The following is a 19,637-nucleotide window of genomic DNA, read 5'->3' on the forward strand; positions in this document are numbered from 1 at the left end:
GTTACGGTGCTCCACTTTGAAAGAAAATAAAATGGAGGAAAAGAAAAAAGCCTTATTTATAGACAGGGACGGAACCATAATTGTAGAGCCGAAAACTGATTTTCAGGTCGATTCGCTCGAAAAGCTCGCCTTTATCCCAAAAGCCATTTCTAACCTCAGACGTATTGCTGAACAGTCGGATTATGAGCTGGTAATGGTGACGAACCAGGATGGTTTAGGTACCGGGAGTTTCCCGGAAGAAACATTTTGGCCCGCTCATCAGAAAATGCTGGATATTCTGGAGGCTGAAGGGGTGGTGTTCGACAATATCCTTATTGATCGGAGCTTTGAGCACGAAGGGCTGGATACCCGCAAGCCCGGCACTGGTATGTTTCCTTCTTACCTGGCAGGCGATTACGACCTAACCAACAGTTATGTAATCGGCGACCGGCTTTCAGATGTGCAGCTGGCTAAAAACCTGGGCTGTAAAGCTATTTTTATCGGCGAATCAGGCGCTCCGGATGCGGAGCTTAGCTCGACCAACTGGGATGAAATAGCTGATTTCGTGCTACTGCCTTTCCGCTCGGCCGAAGTCCGCCGCACTACAAAAGAAACAGATATCCAGCTGCAGCTGCTGCTCGATAGTAAAGGTACTGCCGATATACAAACGGGTCTGCACTTTTTCGACCATATGCTCGACCAGCTGGCCCGGCACAGTGGAGTAAGCATACAGCTGCAGGTAAAAGGAGATCTCCAGGTAGATGAGCACCATACCATTGAAGATACTGCCTTGGCTTTAGGAGAGGCTTTTGCGAAGGCTATCGGCGATAAGCGTGGCATGGAGCGTTATGGCTTTCACCTGGTTATGGACGATGCCCTGGCCCAGGTGGCAATTGATTTTGGCGGTCGCCCCTGGATCGTGTGGGAGGCAGAGTTTAAGCGGGAGAAAATAGGGGATATGCCTACCGAAATGTTCTACCACTTCTTTAAATCCTTTAGCGATGCTGCCCGCTGCAATCTCCACATGAAGGTTTCGGGCGAAAATGAGCATCATAAAATCGAAGCCCTTTTCAAGGGACTGGCTCGCTCTATTCGGATGGCTATTCGGCAGGACCCGAACCAGCTCCAGAATTTGCCGAGTACCAAAGGCGTATTGTGAGGCTGGTTGCTGAGGAATAGAAAATGTTAGGCATTAAATCTCCCTTTAGTTGTGCTGGTGTGGAAGTTTGATGAAGAAACTACCTGCTACTTTTTTATCCATTGGTAATCAGTCAGATGAGTGATGTTTTGAAGAGTGTCGTTCAGGCGACTGCCAGGTTAAAGATTAATTGGTATAGCATTTGCTTTACTGCCTGTAAGGCCGGAGCTCCGGTAAAAGAGCATGTATTTGAAAGGACTGCTTATTTTTAGTAGCTTGTAGTGCCTGCATTCAAAACCTGAACTAATTTTTATCATTATGAAAAAAGCATCTATTTATCTCTTTTTGTTGCTGCCATTTCTTACGCTGAGCATAGCCCAGGCACAGGTAACCACTGCTCAGCCCTTACCGCCAACCTTTTCCTTAAAAATTGATGGAACAGGCAGTCTTAAAGTAGTGCCCGACCTGGCGGTCCTCAACATGACGGTTAAGGCCACCAGCCCGGATTTTAACCAGGCGGTAAAAGAGCTTCATGCCAAAATAGAACGCCTGCAGCAGAAGCTGATGAAAGCCGGCTTTGAGCGGGAGGAAATAAAGACCAGCCAGCTCAATGTGCAGGAAAACGGAGAGTGGCGCGAAGGGGAGTACCGGCAGATTGGTTATGCCGCCACTCAGCATATTGAGCTGAAGTTTAAGCGCGACCCCAAAAGAGTTACTAAGCTGATGGAAGCTTTTGCCAAAGAGCAGGGGGCGGAAGCGCTCTTTCATTTTGGTTTTACCCTTTCCGATGAAGCGAAGAAAGAGGCGGAGGAAAAGCTAATCCAGCGTGCCATAGCGGATGCCCGGAGCAAAGCGGCAGTTATTGCCAAGGCATCGGGTGTATCCTTAGGCAAAATCCAGCACATTGTCTACGGGCAACCTTCTGTACATCCCCTGCCAATGTACGAAATGGACATGCGTGCAGCTTCTGCAGCTCCTAAACAGGAATCGGCAGGTATGGAGGTGAAGGAAATTGAAATGAATGACCAGATTACGATTTTCTGGAATATCCAGTAAAACACTTATTCGAGAGGAGAAAGCTGCTTCGTGAACAGACGGGGCGGCTTTTTTTATGACCCTCATTTTTTGATGGATTATAGGCAGGATGAATTTTTTAGGTTTGGTTAATAGGAATAAAATCGCAAATACGGAAGGCTTTCAGCAGGTAGGAGAGGCAGCAGGGGAGTCCCTCTGAAAATAAATGCTTTTTATCTTCTAATCTTTAGTATAAACCCTGCAGTCGTATTATTTTTGTTGGCATGCAAGAACAAATCCTTATCCTCGACTTTGGCTCGCAGTATACCCAGCTCATCGCCCGACGGGTGCGGGAGCTAAATGTCTATTGCGAAATCCACCCTTTTAACGATCCGCCTCCTTTAACAGAAGATATAAAGGGAGTTATCCTTTCCGGCAGCCCCTGTTCGGTTAGCGAAGCAGATGCGCCCGATGTGGACCTGAGTGCCTACCGTGGCAAAGTGCCTGTGTTGGGGGTATGCTATGGCGCCCAGCTGATGGTGCACAAAAACGGAGGCTATGTGCAGCCTTCCACCATCCGCGAATATGGTCGTGCGCGCCTCCATGAGGTAAACGATAAGCTGGACCTGATGAAGGAGATTACTGTTAACTCCCAGGTGTGGATGTCGCATGGTGATACCATCTCGCAGTTGCCCGAAAATTTCGATATTATTGCCAGTACCCCATCGGTGCGGGTGGCTGCTTATAAAATTCAGGATGAGCAGACTTACGGCATCCAGTTTCACCCGGAGGTTACCCACTCTACAGAAGGTAAAATTGTACTGCGGAACTTCGTCGTCCACATCTGCGACTGTAGCCAGGACTGGACCCCCAAAACTTTTATTGAAGAGACTGTTGATGGCTTAAAGGCACAGCTGGGAGAGGATAAGGTAGTATTAGGTTTGAGCGGGGGCGTCGATTCTTCAGTGGCAGCCATGCTTATTCACCAGGCAATAGGAAAGAACCTATACTGTATTTTTGTAGATAATGGTTTGCTGCGAAAAGGGGAATTTCAGCAGGTACTGGACTCTTACAAGCATATGGGGCTAAATGTAAAAGGAGTGGACGCCCGTGCCGCCTTTTATGCAGCCCTGGAAGGTTTAACAGACCCGGAGGATAAACGAAAAGCCATCGGCCGTACGTTTATAGAGGTGTTCGATGCCGAAGCCCACAGCATTCAGGACGTGAAGTGGCTGGGACAGGGCACCATATACCCCGACGTAATTGAGTCGGTAAGTGTAAAAGGACCATCTGCTACCATAAAATCGCACCACAATGTGGGCGGTTTGCCAGAGCGGATGAAGATGAAAGTCGTAGAACCTCTTAATACGCTCTTTAAAGATGAAGTGCGGCTGGTGGGTAAAACCCTCGGAATAGACGAAGCCATCATTGGCCGCCATCCTTTTCCCGGTCCGGGGCTGGCCATCCGCATTCTGGGCGATGTTACCGCCGCCAAAGTGGCCTTAATTCAGGAGGTAGACCATATCTTTATTGACGGGCTGAAAAAAGCAGGCCTTTACAATGAGATCTGGCAGGCAGGCGCTATCCTTCTGCCGATTCAATCCGTAGGAGTGATGGGCGACGAGCGCACCTATGAATCTGTAGTGGCCCTTCGGGCGGTAAGCAGCGTCGATGGCATGACGGCCGACTGGTATCACCTGCCCTATGAATTTATGGGCGATATATCAAACGAAATTATTAACAGGGTAAAAGGCGTGAACCGCGTGGTGTATGATATCAGTTCCAAGCCACCGGCCACCATTGAATGGGAATAAATTTTATGTGCATGAAAAACCAGTTTTTAATTCTGTTGCTACTCATGCTGCCCTTGCAGCTTGCTTTTGGCCAGAACAAAAATGATTACCAGCAAATGTACCTTCGCGCCAAAAGCCTGTATCAGCAGGAGCGTTGGGACCAGGCGATGGATGCTTTTCGGGAGCTGGCCGTACAGCAGAAGAACAATTCGTTTGCCGAATATGCCTCTTTTTACTATGCCCTCTCTGCTATTAAAAGTGGGGAATTAGGACAGGCTAAAGCCATGCTGCAGCAGGTACGGCAGAAGTATGCCGGCTGGGATAAAATGCCGGAGGTGAACTACTGGCTTAGCAGGGTATACCTTGAAGAGGAGGCTTATCGTAAAGCTGTTGAACTGATTGGAGAAATCGATAATGCCGGCGTAAAGGCTGATGCAGAGGAGATGGCAGCTTTCTTTTTAGCCAAAGAAGAGGACCTGAAGCTACTGCGCAACCTCCTGAAGGGGCACCCGGAGGCTAAATACCTTGCAAAGGTAATCGCCGGAAAAATAAGCAGGCTCCCTTTGCATGCGCAGGATCAGGCATATCTTGAAAGCCTGGTGCAGACTTATCAGCTGGACCGAGAGTTATTGCTTGAGGAGCCGGTGTTGGGTAAGTCGGAACGTAAGGATCAGTATCATGTAGCGGTGCTTCTGCCTTTTCTGATGAAAGATCTGGAGGCGGCCACCAATTTGCATGACCGTTATTTTGTGCTGGATCTGTACGAAGGGATGAAAATTGCCCAGCAGGAGCTGGCAGAAGAAAACATTAATATAAAACTGCATGCCTACGATGTGGAGCGCGATAGCCTGATGGCCAGAAGTTTACTGGCAAGGCCGGAAATGAAGAAGATGGATTTACTGGTTGGGCCGCTCTTTCCTGGTCCGGCTCAGCTTGCATACGAGTTTGCCTATAACGAAGGGATTAATATGGTGAATCCTCTCTCGGTTAATTCCGAAGTGATTCGCAACAACCCATACTCCTTTCTATTTAAACCTTCCATCGAAACCCAGGGAAAGAAAGCGGCTGAGTTTGCTGCCAAAACTTTTAAAGATTCTACAGCCGTTATTCTCTATGGCCCGAAAGAACGTGATTCGGTGCTGGCATACAGCTATAAGCAGGCGATTGAAGAGGCAGGCTTCCGCATTAAAATGATAAAAGAAATCCCTGCCGGTGAAGAAAACCTGATTAAAAAATTACTGGTTCCTGTACCGGTAGAAAAAGACGGAAAAGAGAAGGACATCCGCACGATGCTGAAGGAAGGCCATCGCCTTAGCAAGGACTCTCTGGGCCACGTATTTGTAGCCTCGGAAGACGAACTGATTGTAGCCAACTCTCTGAGTGCGCTAATGAGCCGGGGCGATGGTTTGCCCATGATTGGACAGGAAGCCTGGCTGCGGAAAAACTTTGTCTCCTTCGAGCAGCTGGAGCGCCTGGGAGTATACTTTGTCGCTCCCGAATATATTAATTATACCGGCGAAAGCTTCAAGAATTTCAGAGAGCGCTATCTCGAAAAAGTTAATCATATGCCTTCCCGCTTTGCCTATATCGGCTACGACCTGATGATGTATTATGGAAGGATGATGGCCGAAAGAGGTAATCTCTTCCAGAAGGGTGCCGTTAACGGTCCTTATCAGCAGGGCCTGCTGTGTACCGGTTATAACTTTTCGGAAGGAAACGACAATCAGTGCGTACCCATTGTGCGCTTTAAGGATTCTGCCCTCGAGCTGGTTTACCAGTAAGCGTGGGTAGCCGAGGAGAGGCCTGGAGCAGCCAATAAATTGATTTATTAAGTTTATAGAATTACCATTTTTATGTTAAAGAACGATAGAAGCAGCCAGCTTTTTAGTAACGCACAAAATTTTATACCTGGGGGTGTTAACTCGCCGGTAAGAGCCTTTAAAGCAGTAGGCGGCAACCCGCTGTTCATTAAATCTGCGAAGGGGGTCTACCTGCACGACGAAGATGGAAATGCTTATATCGACCTGATTAACTCATGGGGGCCCATGATTTTGGGGCACGCTCATGAGCGTATTAATAAAGCGGTAATGGAGGCCATTCCTGCTTCACTTTCTTTCGGAGCCCCAACAGCCCGGGAAATTGAAATTGCCGAGCTTATTACCAGCATGGTGCCTTCCATAGAAAAAGTACGCATGGTCAATAGCGGTACAGAAGCTACCATGTCAGCGGTTCGGCTGGCACGCGGGTACACCGGGCGGGAAAAAATTATTAAGTTCGAAGGCTGCTACCACGGGCATGGCGATTCTTTCCTGATTGCCGCCGGCAGTGGAGCGATAACCATGGGCACGCCAGATAGCCCTGGTGTAACGGAAGGAACCGCCAGGGATACACTTACAGCACCTTTTAATAACCTTCAGGCAGTAGAGGAGCTGGTAAGTGCGAACAAAGGAAAGGTAGCAGCGATTATTCTGGAGCCTGTTGCCGGCAATATGGGCTGTGTGCTGCCGCGCGAAGGTTATTTACAGGGATTACGCGACCTGTGCGACAGGGAAGGTATTGTGCTGATTTTCGACGAGGTTATGACCGGCTTCAGGCTGGCAAAAGGAGGGGCTCAGGAAGTTTTTGGCGTGCAGGCCGACCTCACGACTTTAGGTAAAATCATTGGGGGCGGAATGCCCGTAGGTGCTTATGGTGGCCGTAAAGAAATAATGGATTTTGTTTCGCCGGTCGGTCCGGTTTACCAGGCAGGGACCCTCTCCGGCAACCCGGTAGCTATGGCGGCAGGTATGGCTATGCTTACTTACCTGAATGAGCACCCGGAGGTTTATGAGCAGTTAGCGCAAACCACCGGCGCGATTGTAAAGGGGATGCGGGAAAACCTTAACAGCCTGAATTTATCCTACACCATCAATCAAATCGGTTCTATGTACAGCCTTTTCTTTACCCATGAAGAGGTAGTGGATTTCGAAACTGCCAGGAAGTCCGATACTGCTCTTTTTGGTCGTTATTTCAGGGCTATGCTTGAGCGGGGGGTATATCTTGCGCCTTCGCAATTCGAAACTCTCTTTGTTTCGGCCGCTATTGCAGGTAAAGAAGTTGAAAAGCTGCAGCAGGCCAATCTCGAAAGCCTTAAAGCTATCCATTCTGCTTAAAAGGTAAGGAAGGAATAAGCCGTTTCGGCTAGCATAAAGACAAAGAAAGTGCTGAAGTAGAACATGCCGAGCAGGCAAAAGTTAAGCAGGGTTCGGGCCCACCCCTTTTGGTATACCTGTTTTACAGAGAGAAAGGCATAAAGGGTAATGAGCAGAAAAGTTACCCAGAAGAAGAAATAACCACTGGCCCAGCCGATAATCAGGAAAAGGCTGAGGAGAAGAAAAGCCATGGAATGTATATGCAGTGCATGGATAATGTGGCTGATGTAGAAATTTGGCTTATTCCTGAACAGCATTTTGAGGTAAAGGGCGAAAATGGGCAGGAGCAGGAACATCATCAGCGGAAGGTTTTTGAGCACGTAGGGGATAAAAACATCCATGTCTTTTTGTACTACCCGTCGGCTTTGTTTTAAAAGGAGCTGAAAGTTTTCACTATTTCTCGTTGCCTGCTGAACGCCCAGAGAATCCATCAGGACTTCATCCGTCATCTCTTTATCCCCTATCCATTGAAGTATCTTCTGAAATCCATCCACGCTCGATTCGGCCTGAGGAATGAGCGTATCGGCTGCCGCTGAAAATCGCGGATTTTCCCTAAGCTGTGCCATGGCAACACTATCTTTTTCGTTGGTGACCGAACTTTTTTCATTGGCCATCAGCTGAAAGGAAGCTTCCTGAAGCTGAAAAGCAAGAAGGTAGGAAAGAAAGAAAAAGAAGAGTACACTGATAATAAGATAGAGGCGTAGAGGGTGCACGTAACGCACTCTCTTGCCTTCGTTATAGTGCCTGGTTAAGTAGCCGGGCCGCAAAAAGAAGTGGTGAAGGCTCCGTCCCAGTTTGGAGTCAAAAGCGAAATAATTGCTCATGAAGTCGCTTAGCAGGTCTTTCAGCCTGAGCTGCAGTTCCCGGTTTTCCTGTCCGCAGTTAGGACAGAAGTGATCGCTTTCGGTAAGTGGTTTTCCGCAATCGAGGCAGGGGCCGGCTAAGTGGCGCATACAAAAATCATTTGTTATTTAAGATAAATGTAGCATTTTTTTACTATTTATTTATCTGGTTAGGTCTTATCTTTTTCAAGATAAAATGTAAATTTTGCTAAAACATTGCATGCTCCTGACGATGATGGTGCCGGATTAAAGTCTTTTTGTATATTTAATTTTGAATTGAAGGCTCAGTCTCCTAACCTCTTAATGCCCACGCTGTGAATAAAATACTACTACCTGCACTATTCTTTTTTCTGCTCGTTACCGATGGCTTATTTGCCCAGGGAAACAGAAATGAGAAAAAGATACTTACCTACGAAACGCTTTATGATGCTCCCTACGAAATCAATAAGCTGTGGGTGCAGTTCCAGCCAGTGTATACCGAATTGTTCGCGACCAATGTAAATGTAGGGTTTGGAGTGGAAGCGACTTATTACTGGGCAGATAAGTTCGACTTTCGCGCCCATTTCCGTAAACCGTATCTCCGCCAGACTGACTACCAGCGGAATATTGCCCATTACAACTCACCTGATATCGATAATAAGCCGGCTATCTTTAACTTCTTTGAAGTAGGCGGCACGTACCATATTAAAGACTGGGAAGAGGATACGGAAACCTTTATCTACTTATATTCACAACGGTACTCCAATGCCAATAAGTGGAAATCCATGGTTCCGGAAAAATCCATGATACCGACGAAGGTGAGAAAAATTATTGGTGCCCGTGGTGGTGCCATCGCCTATAAATCAAACTTTGCGCTCGACCGCTTGATAGAAGAAGGACTGGAACTGCCGGATGTGGAAGGAAACCTTTTACCGGCTACTATCGAGCACCCTTTCTCCAGTGTTAGCATGCAGGGCGGTTACGTGGGAGCCTCTTACAGCTGGATTAAAAATGTGGCTATTGACCCTGACCGTAGCTATAGCGACCTGGTTAAAGACCTGATTTTAACTACTTATGTCGACTTTATTGTAGCAGGCAATGTGGGTATTAACGATGTGTACCACGATGGAACTGCCTATAGTGCAGAAAACATTGGAAAGAATAAGTTTGGCTTCAGGGCAGGTATTGACGGTAAATTTAACAGGAACCTCAGCTGGGCCTACAATGGAGAATTCGGCTATCGCCCCGGAGTAAGCGGCAAAGGCTTGTATGCTCTCATCAAAATCAGCTTCCCGGTTTACAGCACCGACCTCGATAACAGGGTGGAAGCATTCAGTAAGTAATACTCTTTACAGATATAGAAAGCCTTCTTCAGCAATGAGGAAGGCTTTTTTTGTTAAATGGACTAGTGCAGGAAAACTTAAAGCCTGGTGGGTTCCGCTTTAAACTCCCCCTTCAAGTACCTTTTTCCTAGTTCTACATAACGGGCGGCATTTTCTTTAATCTTTTCGGCCTGTTCAGGACTTAGCTGTTTAACTACCTTGCCCGGAGTGCCCATTACCAGCGAATAATCAGGTATTTCAGTACCTTCCGTCAGCAGGCTATGAGCACCAATAATACAGCCTCTGCCTACTTTTACCCGGTTGAGCAGGGTAGCCCGCATTCCTATTAAGCTACTATCGTCAACGGTAGCGCCATGGACAATGGCCCCGTGGCCTACGACCACATCTTCGCCTATATGAACGGGAACTCCCGGGTCTACATGAACAATAGCCCCATCCTGAATGTTAGAGCGGGCACCTACCACTATTTTATCTCCATCGCCGCGCAAAACCGCCCCAAACCATACGGAGCTTTCGTCGCCCAACTCCACCTGTCCTATAAGGGTGGCGTTAGGTGCCACAAATACCTCTTTTCCTTTTTTCATAAGTCCTTTGAGTCTAAAAAGGCCAGTGCTCTTTGCAGGTCTTCGGGTGTATCGATGCCCATACTTTCGAGGCTGGTTTCTGCCAGCTGAATGCGAAAGCCTGCCTGTAGCCACCTTAACTGTTCCAGCGATTCGGCCTGCTCAAGGGAGGAGGGAGGGAGTCGGGTGATTTTCTCCAGCACGTCGGCCCGATAGGCATATATGCCAATGTGTTTATAAAAAGAATGAGCCTGCAGCCATTCCTCCTCCTTTTGGTTACGGATGTGCGGAATGGGGGAGCGGCTGAAGTACAGGGCCTGCCCCACCTCATTGGCCACTACTTTTACGGTATTCGGGCTGAAGAGGTAGGCAGGATCCTTGATGCGCTTCATGAGCGTGGCCAGTTCGGTCTGCCCATTAAGAAGAGCGGCTAAAGCTTTTATTTGCCCAGGGTCAATAAAAGGTTCATCGCCCTGGATGTTGATCACATAATCATAGGCTTCTTTTTGCTGCATGAGGGCTTCATGGCAGCGGTCGGTGCCGCTCTGGTGCGATTCGTTCGTCATGCAGGCTTTTCCGCCGGCCTTTTCAACGGCCTCATAAATGGCAGGGTGGTCGGTGGCGACAATTACCTCATCCAGCACAGTGCAGGCTTTGGCTTTTTCCCACACCCACTGTACCATCGGTTTCCCTTTTATGTTGGCCAGCGCTTTGGCCGGAAAGCGGCTGGAACCATAGCGGGCCGGAATAATTCCTATTATTTTCATTCTTCCAGTTTAACTTTAAAGGAGGAACCGCGATCATCTACTATTACCACTTTGGCTCCCCGTTCAATATAATCGCCCCTGGTATAGGCATCATAAATTTCTCCGTCGAGGAGTATTTTCCCGCTCGGGCGCAACACCGTATACGCAGTTCCTTTTTTGCCGATGAAAGTTTCTGTTCTGTAATTGGCGGTATACCCCTGTTTACTATCCTGAGTATCTTCGAGTGCCACCCTGCGGAAGGCATTGGAATTGACAAAACGTAGTCCGCCTGCAAAAATAAACACCAGGCTCCCTAACATACCGGCAATGGTAGCCAGTACGGCTTTTAAAATACGCTCCCCATCTACAAACTCAAAGCTGAGGGCATCGTTATTCAGCATCATAATAATGAGTGTACCAATGGTAATAAAGAGTCCACTGATACCCGCTATTCCAAAGCCGGGAATAAAAAACACCTCTGCTATAATAAGCCCCAGCCCCACGAAGAACAGGAGGATCTCCCAGTTTTCGGCAAGGCCGTTGAGGTAGTAAGGCACCAGGTACAGCACCAGTGCAATAATGGAAGCGGCGAGTGGAAAGCCTACGCCTGGTGTCTGCAGCTCAAAGTATAGGCCTCCTACAATTACAAGGATAAGGATACCACTGATAAAAGGATTGATGAAAATGGATATAATCTTCTCCGTCAGGCTTACTTCATACTGAATGATTTCATAATTTTCTATCCCGTTACGTTCCAGTATTTCTTCAATACTTTGTACCTGGCCTTCTGCAAACCCATGTTGTATAGCCTCACTGGTGGAAAAGGTGATAACTTCGCCTTTTTTGCTGACGCCTTCTACTTCCAGGTCTTCATCGACCATGGCCTCGGCAATCTGAGGGTCGCGGCCATTGGCTTCGGCGGTCGATCGCATAATAGAACGCATGTACGACTGGTATTTATCCGGGGCAGCTTCTCCCGTGCCACTTACTACGGTAGCAGCGCCTATACTGGCTCCATTTGCCATATAAATAGAGTCGGCCGCCAGGGATATAAGGGCACCTGCCGAGGCGGCATCTTTATTAATAAATACCCATACCGGCGCAGGATACTCGAGAATGCGGGTTCTGATTTCATCGGCATCATTTAAGGCGCCGCCATAGGTATCCATCTCAATAATTACCAGATCGGCCTTTTCTTCAGTCGCCTCCTCCAGTGCCAGCTTTGTATAGCGATTGGTGCGGGGATCAATGGGGCCCTGCAGCTCCATTACAAAAACTTTCACCTCCTCAGCGGGAGGGGCATTCTGTGCTGATACCGTTAGGGTAAAAAGGCAGAGTAGCAGAAAGATACTGCTCCATGCCTCTGTTTTAAATTTCTTTTTCAACATGTTTTAAAACCATCGTTAAAGTTTTAATTTTACGAAAAAGATAGCACAATACCTTTGTCTCTAAATGAAAAGTATAGTCTTGCTTTTCATAACAGCAGGAAAGGGGCTGGATGTTTCATATAATCTGTTCGGGCAGTGAATGTTAGCCGCTAAAGGAGAAGGCGGGGCAATTTTGATTAAACCATTATTCTTATTATACTGCACATAGGGAAAAGTTTTTCAGGAGATTTAATGTTTCAGCCGCTTACTGAAGGAAGTAAAATAAGGTCTGCAAAAGGAAGGAATGGGTTTTTCTTTTTTGTTGCATGCAAAAGGCGTATTTTTGAAAAGGGAAAAAGAATCAGCGAAAGCAATGAAATGTAATAGATGGTTTATTTTATTATTGATGATGTTAACCCTTGCGGCTGTTTCGCCGGTGCTGGCCGGGTACAGCGTTCCGGGCGATTCAGTAGGATCTGAAATAATCAATGGTAAAACGTTTATTCTCTATAAGGTAGAACCAAAGGAAACCCTCTATGCCATTTCGAATAAGTATAATGTTTCTGTAGAGGAATTGGTGAAATATAATCCGGAGACGGAAGCGGGTTTAAAGGTCGGAGCCATCCTCCGGGTTCCATACGTTCTCCATGCTCCGGTTGAAGAAAAGTACCATATTGTTACAAAATCTGAAACGCTGTACAGTATTGGTCGGCAGTACAATGTAACGGTTGACCAGCTAAAAGAATGGAATAATTTAACCACCGATGCCATTAACCTGGGGGATAGGCTGCTGGTAGCCGCTCCTGCCACTAATGCAGGAACTAGCAGGACCAGTGCAAATACTGCTGCAGGAGAGCCGAAAAACAACGCGCTCGATTATGCCGGAAAAATTATTCATACTGTGCAAAGCCAGGAAACCCTCTACAGTATTTCCCGCCTTTTCGACACCACCGAAGAGCAGCTGAAGGAATGGAATAATCTCGCTACTAATAACCTGGCCATAGGCCAGAAGCTTATCGTAGGGATAAGTAAAGGGATTGCCGGCAAAGAAGAGGAGCGGCTTATCCGGAACGGGAAAAAAGAAGAAGCCCCCACAGACTACCAGTATAACAGGAACCCGGTAACCATTAGCCAGATTGGCGATCCTTCACAGACAGAGCTCAAGGATGCCACTGCAGATCGTACCAGTGTCAGGAAAATGACAGAGCTGGGAATGGCCATGGTTATTACCGATTCTATTAATACCAAAAAATACCTTGCACTGCACCGCACCGCACCTATTGGTACCATTATGCAGGTACACAATGAAATGAATAACCTTAGTGTATTTGTTAGGGTTGTTGGGGTTCTACCTCCTACAGGGGCCAACGATAAGGTACTGATTATGCTTTCGCAAAAGGCATTTGAAAAGTTGGGGGCTTATAATGATAAGTTTCCTGTTCGCCTCACCTATGTTCCTTAAGGCTACAAATTAACTAAATTCCCGGCCTGCAGGAACCCATCTGCAGGCTTTTTATTTTATACGCTGCTTAAACACTGCTTTTCTTCATGAACGAAATTTTTTCTTTTGCTCTTCTTTGCTTTACCTCTTTTTTAACGCTTGTGAATCCTTTGGGGCTTATGCCGGTCTTTATGGGAATGACTTCCGGGCTGGATTCTGCCGAAAGAGCTGTAGTGGCACGAAAGGCCCTGATTGCGGCTTTTATAGCCATGGTGTTTTTCGCCTTTACCGGGCAGCTTATTTTTAATTTTTTCGGTATTTCCATCAATGGACTCAGGATTGTGGGTGGGTTTATCTTTTTTAAGATGGGCTATGAAATGCTGCAGGCCAAAAATTCAAAGATAAAGGTTACCCAGTCGGAGATGGAAGGTAGTAATGAAGAAGACGATATTTCCATCACTCCGCTGGCCATACCAATGATTTGCGGACCCGGTGTTATTACCAATTCGATTGTTTTAATGGAAGATGCGCATGAAGTCGGGTTAAAAGTGGCACTCGTTCTGGTAATGCTTCTTATAAGTGTACTAACGCTGGTGATACTATTGAGTGCCGGTAAAATTCTTCGGGTGTTAGGATCTACGGGAAATAAAGTACTGATGCGCCTCATGGGCCTGATTATTATGGTAATTGCCGTAGAGTTTTTTGCCAGTGGGATAGGTCCTATTCTGCAAAATATTTTACGCGGCGTGTGAGGTTTCCGTCTCTTTCCTGTTAAACCTACGGAAGAGTAACTGAAGCTTTAGTATTTGCGCCAAATGAAAAATATTTTTAAAATACTCTGGAAGATTGTTTTTATAGTCCTATACCCCTTTATTACCCTTTTCTCGCTCTTTTTCACAGGAGTAATTCTTTTACTTTCCCACCTTTCTGCATTCTTGGCCCGGTTATCAGCAGCCGGAGGGCTGGAGGAAGAAAAGGAGGAAGAATGGCAGACTTTCCTTCACCTGGAGGGCCTGCAATTAAGCAAACGAAAAATTGATGAGGTCTTATTCGGGCCTCCTTATTTTCAGTTAAATGCCAGTCCCCGTTTTCCTGACCTGCAACAGCATGTATGGGGGCAGTTTCATTTCACCTGCTTTGAGGGTGCACTGCTGCAAAAATGGCACTCGGTAAAGGAGCATGAGCTGGAAGCTTTTGATCTGGTATATATCGATCCTGTCCGGCGAAGGCTTAAGAAGTTATGTACCTTACCTACTTACGACTGGGAGGTGCGCCAGCTGGATGCCGAGCGGGTGCTCCTCGAATGGTTTAACGGCAAAGAGCGTATGGTTATACGAGCCGCAGATTTAGTGTAATGGATAAAGCAGTTTCTGAAAAAATAAAGCAGTTAAAGCCTTTTCTTGATGAGAAGGTGGCAAAATATAACCAGCCTTCCTTTATTCCTGATGACCCGGTAAGTATTCCGCACCTGTTTTCAAAAAAGGAGGATATTGAAATCAGCGGTTTTTGGGCAGCTGTTTTGGCCTGGGGCCAGCGGAAAACCATTATTAAAAAATGCAGGGAACTATTTGCCCTGATGGACTGGGCTCCTCATGATTTTATGCTCCACCACCAGGAGGAGGACCTGAAACGCTTTCTTCAGTTTAAGCACCGCACATTTAATACCACCGATACACTTTACTTTATCGAGTTTCTGAGTTGGTATTATCGCAGGTATCCTTCGCTGGAAGATGGCTTTGTACAGCACTTATCACCTGCCGATACTCATGTAGGTCCGGGTCTTATTGGTTTTCATAACCTCTTCTTTAGCCTGCCCTATGCTCCTCAGCGTACCCGCAAGCATGTGGCAACGCCTGCCAGGAAGGCGGCCTGTAAACGCCTGCTGATGTTTCTTCGCTGGATGGTTCGGCACGATAATAATGGAGTGGACTTCGGCATCTGGAAACAGATACAGCCTTCTCAGCTCGTTTGCCCCTGCGACGTGCACGTGGACAGGGTAGGGCGCAAACTTGGCCTCATCAGTCGCAAACAAACCGATTGGTTAACGGCCCTGGAGCTAACCGAAAATTTAAAGCTGCTCGACTCCCGCGACCCGGTAAAATACGATTTCGCTCTTTTTGGATTAGGAGTAGAGGAGAAGTTTTAAGGAAGAAGCTGGATTTACCTTCCCTTCCAGCTTTCGGGGGCTTTTCGCCAGGCTTCCAGTGAACCTATCTCACCGGCTGTTACCAGTCCGAGTTTTTCTGCTTCCTCAATTAAAATGTTGTAATTGCTCAGGCTGTAGAGAGGGAGCTGAGCCGCGGCAAAGTTTTCCTTCGCCAGTTCAAATCCATAGGTAAAAATGGAGGCCATGCCTAAAACTTCACAACCTGCCGATCTAAGTGCTTCGGCTGCTTTTAGAGAACTTCCTCCGGTAGAGACCAGGTCTTCCACCACCACTACTTTCCGGCCTGCAGGCAGGTGCCCTTCAATCAGGTTTTCCATTCCATGGCCCTTTGGCTTTGAGCGAACATAAGCGAAGGGGAGTTGTAAAGCATCTGCTACCAGGGCTCCCTGTGGTATACCTGCCGTAGCAACACCAGCAATGGATTCTGCTGCAGGAAAATGCTGGCTGATTAAGCTACTTAAACCCCTCTTAATGAAGTTGCGTATATCGGGATAGGAAAGTGCAAGGCGGTTATCGCAATAAATGGGCGAATGCCAGCCCGAGCTCCACTGGAAAGGCTGCTCCGGGCTAAGCTTTATGGCGCCTATTTCCAGTAACTTAGTGGCGATATCACGGGCAATCTGGGTAGTATTATCTGCAATGCTCATGCTGCGAATTTACGTAAACAAATTAAAAGTAATAAAATTAATCATTTTTGTCTTTGCTGGTAGAGCATCTTTCTTTTGCTTTGTGGCAGGGCAAACCCTTACTCTATGAAAATCTTCATAAATGATATCTCTGTTAACCTTATTCGAGCGACCGAAGAGCACAGCCACCATATTTATGATGTGCAGCTAAATGGACGTACCGATAATATAGACAGTAAAAAACTGATTGATGATGTGCTGGTGAAAGAGGCTACCCGGAGCCAGGTGCAGGCCCTGATAAACCTGATGCAGGAAAAGAAGTTTAAGGAGCTTGACAGCATAACCTTTTCGGTTGAACCGGATGAGTACAAAAGTATTAAGAAGGCCGTAAGGAGTCAGTTCAAGATTGTAAAGGCTGGTGGAGGTATCGTAGAAAAAGACGATAAAATTCTTCTGATTTTTCGCAAGGGGAAGTGGGATTTGCCGAAAGGAAAGCTGGAGAAAAAGGAAGGAAAGAAAGAGGGCGCCTTACGGGAAGTTGAGGAGGAGTGTAATGTAAAAGTACGGCTGTCGGATAAAATTACGCATACCTGGCATACGTATGTCCGGAATGGCAAAAAGCACCTGAAAAAGACCTACTGGTACCGTTTCGACTGCCTGGACGATAGCCAGATGAAGCCCCAGCTGGAGGAAAGTATAACAGATGTTTGCTGGATGGATGAAAAGGGGGTAAACCAGGCGATGGTGAACTCTTACAGGAGCATTCGGCACGTCATTAAGAAATACCACAAATTAAGCACCAGGCTTATCTGAAAGAACTGCCTCTATAATTCGTAGGGAAGGAATTCATTAACATCGGCACCATATTTATGTACTTCCCTGATAATGGAAGAGCTAATAGCGGCATAAGTAGGGGAGGTAATCAGAAAAACTGTCTCAAGTTCCTTAAACAGGTAGCGGTTCATTTGCGAAACCGAATTTTCGAATTCGAAGTCGGTGGTATTGCGCAGGCCCCTCAGCAGAAAGCGAGCGCCTGTTTTATGCGCCAGGCCGGCGGTTAGTTCATTGTAGGTTATTACGCTTACCCGCTCTTCATTGGCAAAGCTCTTTTCTATCAGGCCGATCATCCGGTCGATCTCAATATAGCGGTTTTGTTTCTGGCTGTTGTAGCCAATGGCAATTATAATCTGGTCGAACAGCTTCAGCCCCCGAAGTACAATATCCTCATGGCCTTTTGTAAAGGGATCGAAGGAGCCGGGGAAAAGGGCTACTCTTTTGTTATTATCCATTATTCACAAACGTAAATGCTGTACAGGTCGAAGAACTGGTGGTCCGGTACTTCGTCGAACATATAATTAAAACGGATAAACCTGGGGCGGCCTCCAAACGAAATATTTCTGATATACGGGGCAAGGGCATTAAAGTAAGAAGATTGGGTATCGATGCTGCCCCATAAAATTGTTTTGGTAGTGGTTCTGTCGAGCTGTAACTGCTGGAAGATGAGCATAACATACCGTACAAATTCCTGTTCGGTACGACAGTAAAACATATTGCAGTACTCCAGCTTTCTGCTGTTTGTAACCACGGCCGTCAGTACATTATTCTCCAGCATCAGGAAGAGATCCTGCTGACTGCTGTGGTCTTCATACTGAAGGATGCCTTCGGTAAAGGCGCAGGTGTGGTGGAGTACCTGTAGGTGGAGGTTAGGATAGCGTTGGTGGAGCCACTCAATCAGGCGGCTATTGGCAGCAAAAACGGTTACTGCATTTGTTTTAATATGCTTGTAGTAAAAAAGCCGTTCGCGCTGCTCATCAATATGGCAGTTCAGCCGTAGGTACGCGCCCAGCTTTTCTTTATCGAAAAGCGAGGCGGGTACCAGGCAAAACTTATGGTTTTTTACAGAAAATTTAACCCCATTCCAGAAGCCGGCCATCAGGAGGTGATGGTCACGGAAAAGCGTTTCCAGTATCTGGAGGTAGTCTTCTTCTGTATCTATACCGAATAAATCATAATGCTCCAGTAAAAGGCAATGGTGAGTTTTGGAATCTACAATAATTAATTGAAATTCCTTATCGCCGGCCTGTAAGAGTAAGTTGTATTGTTCCAGCTGGTCAATGTCGAACTTACCGTCTTTTATTTTCTGGCGTAGTTTATAATATGCTTCGGTGGTATTCAAATTAAAATTCCCAGTTTCCCTGAGTGGTGGCTTCTGTTCTTGAACCTACTCTTAACGGACCAGGGCCAACATCTCCTCGGCGCTCCGGATTAATTACATGCACATCTTTTACTTCAAAAACATCTACGACAGCACCGGTTCCCTTTGTAATCTGGTCGGCAAAAAGTTCGAAACGTTTGCCTTCACTTCCGGGAATTATCGGCAGTTCCGCAAGGTTAAAGTCAGGATATTTTCTCTCGTTAAAGAGGGAGTCTCTTACACTTACCGTACCAAGAGTATCATAATTCACGATGGTACTATCTGCACCATAATCAAGCGTTATAACCCTTTCCCTTTTCTGTACAATATACATTTTACCGGTATCAATAAAGCCCAGCAGGGAATCCCAGTTGTCGGTATATTCACCACGTACGGCCTGGTAGGCAATCTGGGCATCGCGAATCATTTTCAGTTTGCGTATAACCCTTTCTTCAGTAGAGGTTATCAACCGCTCCTGATTAATGTCAGTTCTGATAGAATCGTAGAGGAAGTATCCCAGCCCAATGGCTACTACAAAAAGTAAAATAGTAAATATTCTAGTCATTTTTCCGTGATTTTAAATGCAAGTATAAAAATTTTATGGTGTAAAACATAGTGAATGAAGTCGCTATTTTATTGATTATTTTTCAAATTTGAAATATCCGGCCTTATTATTTAGCTCTTCCATGCTGCTGCAGCCATGGAAAAGAGCATGTAATTTCTTCATCCCCATCCTATTTAATTCGTCAAAATTCATAAAGCGAACTTCCTGTATTATTTGCTCCTGCGAACTAAGTTCGGGGTCTGTTCCCCGGTGTAGGTGCCCTCCTTTTCGTTGCACTGAAAAAAAAAGCTCTACTGCATGTAACGGGGCCTGTAAATGTTCGTGAACAAAAAGAAAATCTTTTACCGAAATCTCCAGGCCTGTTTCCTCTTTAAATTCCCTCTTCAGGTTATCAGGCAGGGAAGAGTCCCATTCTGCTTCACCGCCGGGGGGTAGCCACAATTCGCCTTCTTCTCCAAGCCCTTTGTGGCGCACCAGTAAAATGTGCCCGTTTTCTATACAAATGCCACAAACCCTGAGTCGGAGACGGTTGCCGTATTTTTGATGTATGAAGTCTCGATCGCTCATGCTATTTATTGTTATAGAGCCCCTATTATATGCTTCTGGGTATTCAAAGCTGCTTCCGAAAAGCTTTTTTATCCTCTGGAAGCTCCTGCTTATGTTTTATATTTGCAGCAGAAAATAATTTA

General features: G+C 46.5%; 20 protein-coding genes. 11 read left to right on the plus strand and 9 right to left on the minus strand.

Translation table 11 applies throughout. The features are described from left to right. The first annotated feature begins 31 nt into the window (after nucleotides 1-31). From hisB to hemL, 5 genes are all read left to right on the plus strand, one after another. A complete protein-coding gene (gene hisB / locus F752_RS0110935; protein WP_040664540.1) occupies nucleotides 32-1,138 on the plus strand; it encodes a bifunctional histidinol-phosphatase/imidazoleglycerol-phosphate dehydratase HisB in 1,107 nt (368 codons plus the stop codon). A gap of 297 nt (nucleotides 1,139-1,435) precedes the next feature. Then, on the plus strand, nucleotides 1,436-2,173 hold the full coding sequence (locus F752_RS0110940) for an SIMPL domain-containing protein (protein ID WP_017731783.1): 738 nt from the start codon (nucleotides 1,436-1,438) through the stop codon (nucleotides 2,171-2,173). A 242-nt stretch (nucleotides 2,174-2,415) separates the two neighbouring features. Continuing rightward, nucleotides 2,416-3,945: a glutamine-hydrolyzing GMP synthase gene (guaA, locus tag F752_RS0110950; RefSeq protein ID WP_017731785.1), complete on the plus strand. Its 1,530-nt coding sequence runs from the start codon at nucleotides 2,416-2,418 to the stop codon at nucleotides 3,943-3,945. Nucleotides 3,946-3,956: 11 nt separating this feature from the next. Then, nucleotides 3,957-5,705, plus strand: a complete 1,749-nt coding sequence (locus F752_RS0110955) for an ABC transporter substrate-binding protein (protein ID WP_160164107.1) — start codon at nucleotides 3,957-3,959, stop codon at nucleotides 5,703-5,705. A gap of 72 nt (nucleotides 5,706-5,777) precedes the next feature. Further along, nucleotides 5,778-7,076 carry a glutamate-1-semialdehyde 2,1-aminomutase gene (gene hemL, locus F752_RS0110960; RefSeq protein WP_017731787.1) on the plus strand — a complete coding sequence of 433 codons (1,299 nt, stop codon included), beginning with the start codon at nucleotides 5,778-5,780 and terminating at the stop codon, nucleotides 7,074-7,076. On the opposite strand, the gene F752_RS0110965 is transcribed toward hemL, so the two are convergent. Beyond that, nucleotides 7,073-8,068 (minus strand): DUF3667 domain-containing protein, encoded by a 996-nt coding sequence (locus tag F752_RS0110965; protein WP_017731788.1) that lies wholly within the window; start codon nucleotides 8,066-8,068, stop codon nucleotides 7,073-7,075. The genes hemL and F752_RS0110965 overlap by 4 nt on opposite strands. Before the next feature lie 203 nt (nucleotides 8,069-8,271). Here F752_RS0110965 and F752_RS0110970 point away from each other — a divergent pair, with 203 nt between their 5' ends. After that, the gene (locus F752_RS0110970) at nucleotides 8,272-9,279 is read left to right on the plus strand and encodes a hypothetical protein (RefSeq protein WP_017731789.1); all 1,008 of its coding nucleotides are present in this window, start codon (nucleotides 8,272-8,274) and stop codon (nucleotides 9,277-9,279) included. Between the two features lie 77 nt (nucleotides 9,280-9,356). On the opposite strand, the gene F752_RS0110975 is transcribed toward F752_RS0110970, so the two are convergent. Genes F752_RS0110975 through F752_RS0110985 form a run of 3 tightly spaced genes read right to left on the minus strand, consistent with a single transcriptional unit; the run spans nucleotide 9,357 to nucleotide 11,976 of the window. Next, on the minus strand, nucleotides 9,357-9,863 hold the full coding sequence (locus F752_RS0110975) for a gamma carbonic anhydrase family protein (protein WP_017731790.1): 507 nt from the start codon (nucleotides 9,861-9,863) through the stop codon (nucleotides 9,357-9,359). Continuing rightward, nucleotides 9,860-10,609: a 3-deoxy-manno-octulosonate cytidylyltransferase gene (gene kdsB, locus F752_RS0110980; protein ID WP_017731791.1), complete on the minus strand. Its 750-nt coding sequence runs from the start codon at nucleotides 10,607-10,609 to the stop codon at nucleotides 9,860-9,862. Before kdsB ends, F752_RS0110975 begins: the two co-directional genes overlap by 4 nt. Beyond that, nucleotides 10,606-11,976: an NfeD family protein gene (locus tag F752_RS0110985; RefSeq protein WP_017731792.1), complete on the minus strand. Its 1,371-nt coding sequence runs from the start codon at nucleotides 11,974-11,976 to the stop codon at nucleotides 10,606-10,608. The genes kdsB and F752_RS0110985 overlap by 4 nt, the downstream gene beginning before the upstream one ends. Nucleotides 11,977-12,328: 352 nt before the next feature. Here F752_RS0110985 and F752_RS0110995 point away from each other — a divergent pair, with 352 nt between their 5' ends. The 4 genes from F752_RS0110995 (at nucleotide 12,329) to F752_RS0111010 (ending at nucleotide 15,542) form a co-directional block, all read left to right on the plus strand. After that, complete coding sequence (locus F752_RS0110995) at nucleotides 12,329-13,417, plus strand: LysM peptidoglycan-binding domain-containing protein (RefSeq protein WP_152425110.1); 1,089 nt, start codon at nucleotides 12,329-12,331, stop codon at nucleotides 13,415-13,417. 86 nt (nucleotides 13,418-13,503) lie between these two features. Then, nucleotides 13,504-14,148: a MarC family protein gene (locus tag F752_RS0111000; RefSeq protein ID WP_017731795.1), complete on the plus strand. Its 645-nt coding sequence runs from the start codon at nucleotides 13,504-13,506 to the stop codon at nucleotides 14,146-14,148. A gap of 183 nt (nucleotides 14,149-14,331) precedes the next feature. Next, nucleotides 14,332-14,751, plus strand: coding sequence for a hypothetical protein (locus tag F752_RS0111005; protein ID WP_160164108.1), 420 nt, complete (start codon nucleotides 14,332-14,334; stop codon nucleotides 14,749-14,751). Next, nucleotides 14,751-15,542 (plus strand): TIGR02757 family protein, encoded by a 792-nt coding sequence (locus F752_RS0111010; RefSeq protein WP_017731797.1) that lies wholly within the window; start codon nucleotides 14,751-14,753, stop codon nucleotides 15,540-15,542. The genes F752_RS0111005 and F752_RS0111010 overlap by 1 nt, the downstream gene beginning before the upstream one ends. 14 nt (nucleotides 15,543-15,556) lie before the next feature. On the opposite strand, the gene pyrE is transcribed toward F752_RS0111010, so the two are convergent. Further along, complete coding sequence (gene pyrE, locus F752_RS0111015; protein ID WP_017731798.1) at nucleotides 15,557-16,210, minus strand: orotate phosphoribosyltransferase; 654 nt, start codon at nucleotides 16,208-16,210, stop codon at nucleotides 15,557-15,559. Nucleotides 16,211-16,315: 105 nt separating this feature from the next. Between pyrE and F752_RS0111020 the strand changes: the two genes are divergently transcribed. Further along, entirely contained in the window at nucleotides 16,316-17,002 is a 687-nt protein-coding gene (locus F752_RS0111020; RefSeq protein WP_017731799.1) for an NUDIX hydrolase, read from the plus strand. Between the two features lie 11 nt (nucleotides 17,003-17,013). On the opposite strand, the gene coaD is transcribed toward F752_RS0111020, so the two are convergent. The 4 genes from coaD to F752_RS0111040 all read right to left on the minus strand — a co-directional run bounded on the left by coaD (nucleotide 17,014) and on the right by F752_RS0111040 (nucleotide 19,515). Next, nucleotides 17,014-17,478, minus strand: coding sequence for a pantetheine-phosphate adenylyltransferase (gene coaD / locus F752_RS0111025; RefSeq protein ID WP_017731800.1), 465 nt, complete (start codon nucleotides 17,476-17,478; stop codon nucleotides 17,014-17,016). Continuing rightward, nucleotides 17,478-18,365: a DUF3822 family protein gene (locus tag F752_RS0111030; protein ID WP_017731801.1), complete on the minus strand. Its 888-nt coding sequence runs from the start codon at nucleotides 18,363-18,365 to the stop codon at nucleotides 17,478-17,480. Before F752_RS0111030 ends, coaD begins: the two co-directional genes overlap by 1 nt. Before the next feature lies 1 nt (nucleotide 18,366). Continuing rightward, nucleotides 18,367-18,948: a hypothetical protein gene (locus F752_RS0111035; protein ID WP_017731802.1), complete on the minus strand. Its 582-nt coding sequence runs from the start codon at nucleotides 18,946-18,948 to the stop codon at nucleotides 18,367-18,369. Nucleotides 18,949-19,023: 75 nt separating this feature from the next. Beyond that, nucleotides 19,024-19,515 (minus strand): NUDIX domain-containing protein, encoded by a 492-nt coding sequence (locus F752_RS0111040; protein WP_040664537.1) that lies wholly within the window; start codon nucleotides 19,513-19,515, stop codon nucleotides 19,024-19,026. Nucleotides 19,516-19,637: the final 122 nt, after the last annotated feature.

Origin of the sequence: Nafulsella turpanensis ZLM-10, assembly GCF_000346615.1 — a bacterium.
GTDB classification, from domain to species: Bacteria; Bacteroidota; Bacteroidia; order Cytophagales; family Cyclobacteriaceae; genus Nafulsella; species Nafulsella turpanensis.

Coding starts and splice junctions, on each gene's coding strand:
- hisB (WP_040664540.1), top strand. CDS start 32: ATGGAGGAAAAGAAAAAAGCCTTATTTATAGACAGGGACGGAACCATA.
- F752_RS0110940 (WP_017731783.1), top strand. CDS start 1,436: ATGAAAAAAGCATCTATTTATCTCTTTTTGTTGCTGCCATTTCTTACG.
- guaA (WP_017731785.1), top strand. CDS start 2,416: ATGCAAGAACAAATCCTTATCCTCGACTTTGGCTCGCAGTATACCCAG.
- F752_RS0110955 (WP_160164107.1), top strand. CDS start 3,957: ATGAAAAACCAGTTTTTAATTCTGTTGCTACTCATGCTGCCCTTGCAG.
- hemL (WP_017731787.1), top strand. CDS start 5,778: ATGTTAAAGAACGATAGAAGCAGCCAGCTTTTTAGTAACGCACAAAAT.
- F752_RS0110965 (WP_017731788.1), bottom strand. CDS start 8,068: ATGCGCCACTTAGCCGGCCCCTGCCTCGATTGCGGAAAACCACTTACC.
- F752_RS0110975 (WP_017731790.1), bottom strand. CDS start 9,863: ATGAAAAAAGGAAAAGAGGTATTTGTGGCACCTAACGCCACCCTTATA.
- kdsB (WP_017731791.1), bottom strand. CDS start 10,609: ATGAAAATAATAGGAATTATTCCGGCCCGCTATGGTTCCAGCCGCTTT.
- F752_RS0110985 (WP_017731792.1), bottom strand. CDS start 11,976: ATGTTGAAAAAGAAATTTAAAACAGAGGCATGGAGCAGTATCTTTCTG.
- F752_RS0110995 (WP_152425110.1), top strand. CDS start 12,329: ATGAAATGTAATAGATGGTTTATTTTATTATTGATGATGTTAACCCTT.
- F752_RS0111000 (WP_017731795.1), top strand. CDS start 13,504: ATGAACGAAATTTTTTCTTTTGCTCTTCTTTGCTTTACCTCTTTTTTA.
- F752_RS0111010 (WP_017731797.1), top strand. CDS start 14,751: ATGGATAAAGCAGTTTCTGAAAAAATAAAGCAGTTAAAGCCTTTTCTT.
- pyrE (WP_017731798.1), bottom strand. CDS start 16,210: ATGAGCATTGCAGATAATACTACCCAGATTGCCCGTGATATCGCCACT.
- F752_RS0111020 (WP_017731799.1), top strand. CDS start 16,316: ATGAAAATCTTCATAAATGATATCTCTGTTAACCTTATTCGAGCGACC.
- coaD (WP_017731800.1), bottom strand. CDS start 17,478: ATGGATAATAACAAAAGAGTAGCCCTTTTCCCCGGCTCCTTCGATCCC.
- F752_RS0111035 (WP_017731802.1), bottom strand. CDS start 18,948: ATGACTAGAATATTTACTATTTTACTTTTTGTAGTAGCCATTGGGCTG.
- F752_RS0111040 (WP_040664537.1), bottom strand. CDS start 19,515: ATGAGCGATCGAGACTTCATACATCAAAAATACGGCAACCGTCTCCGA.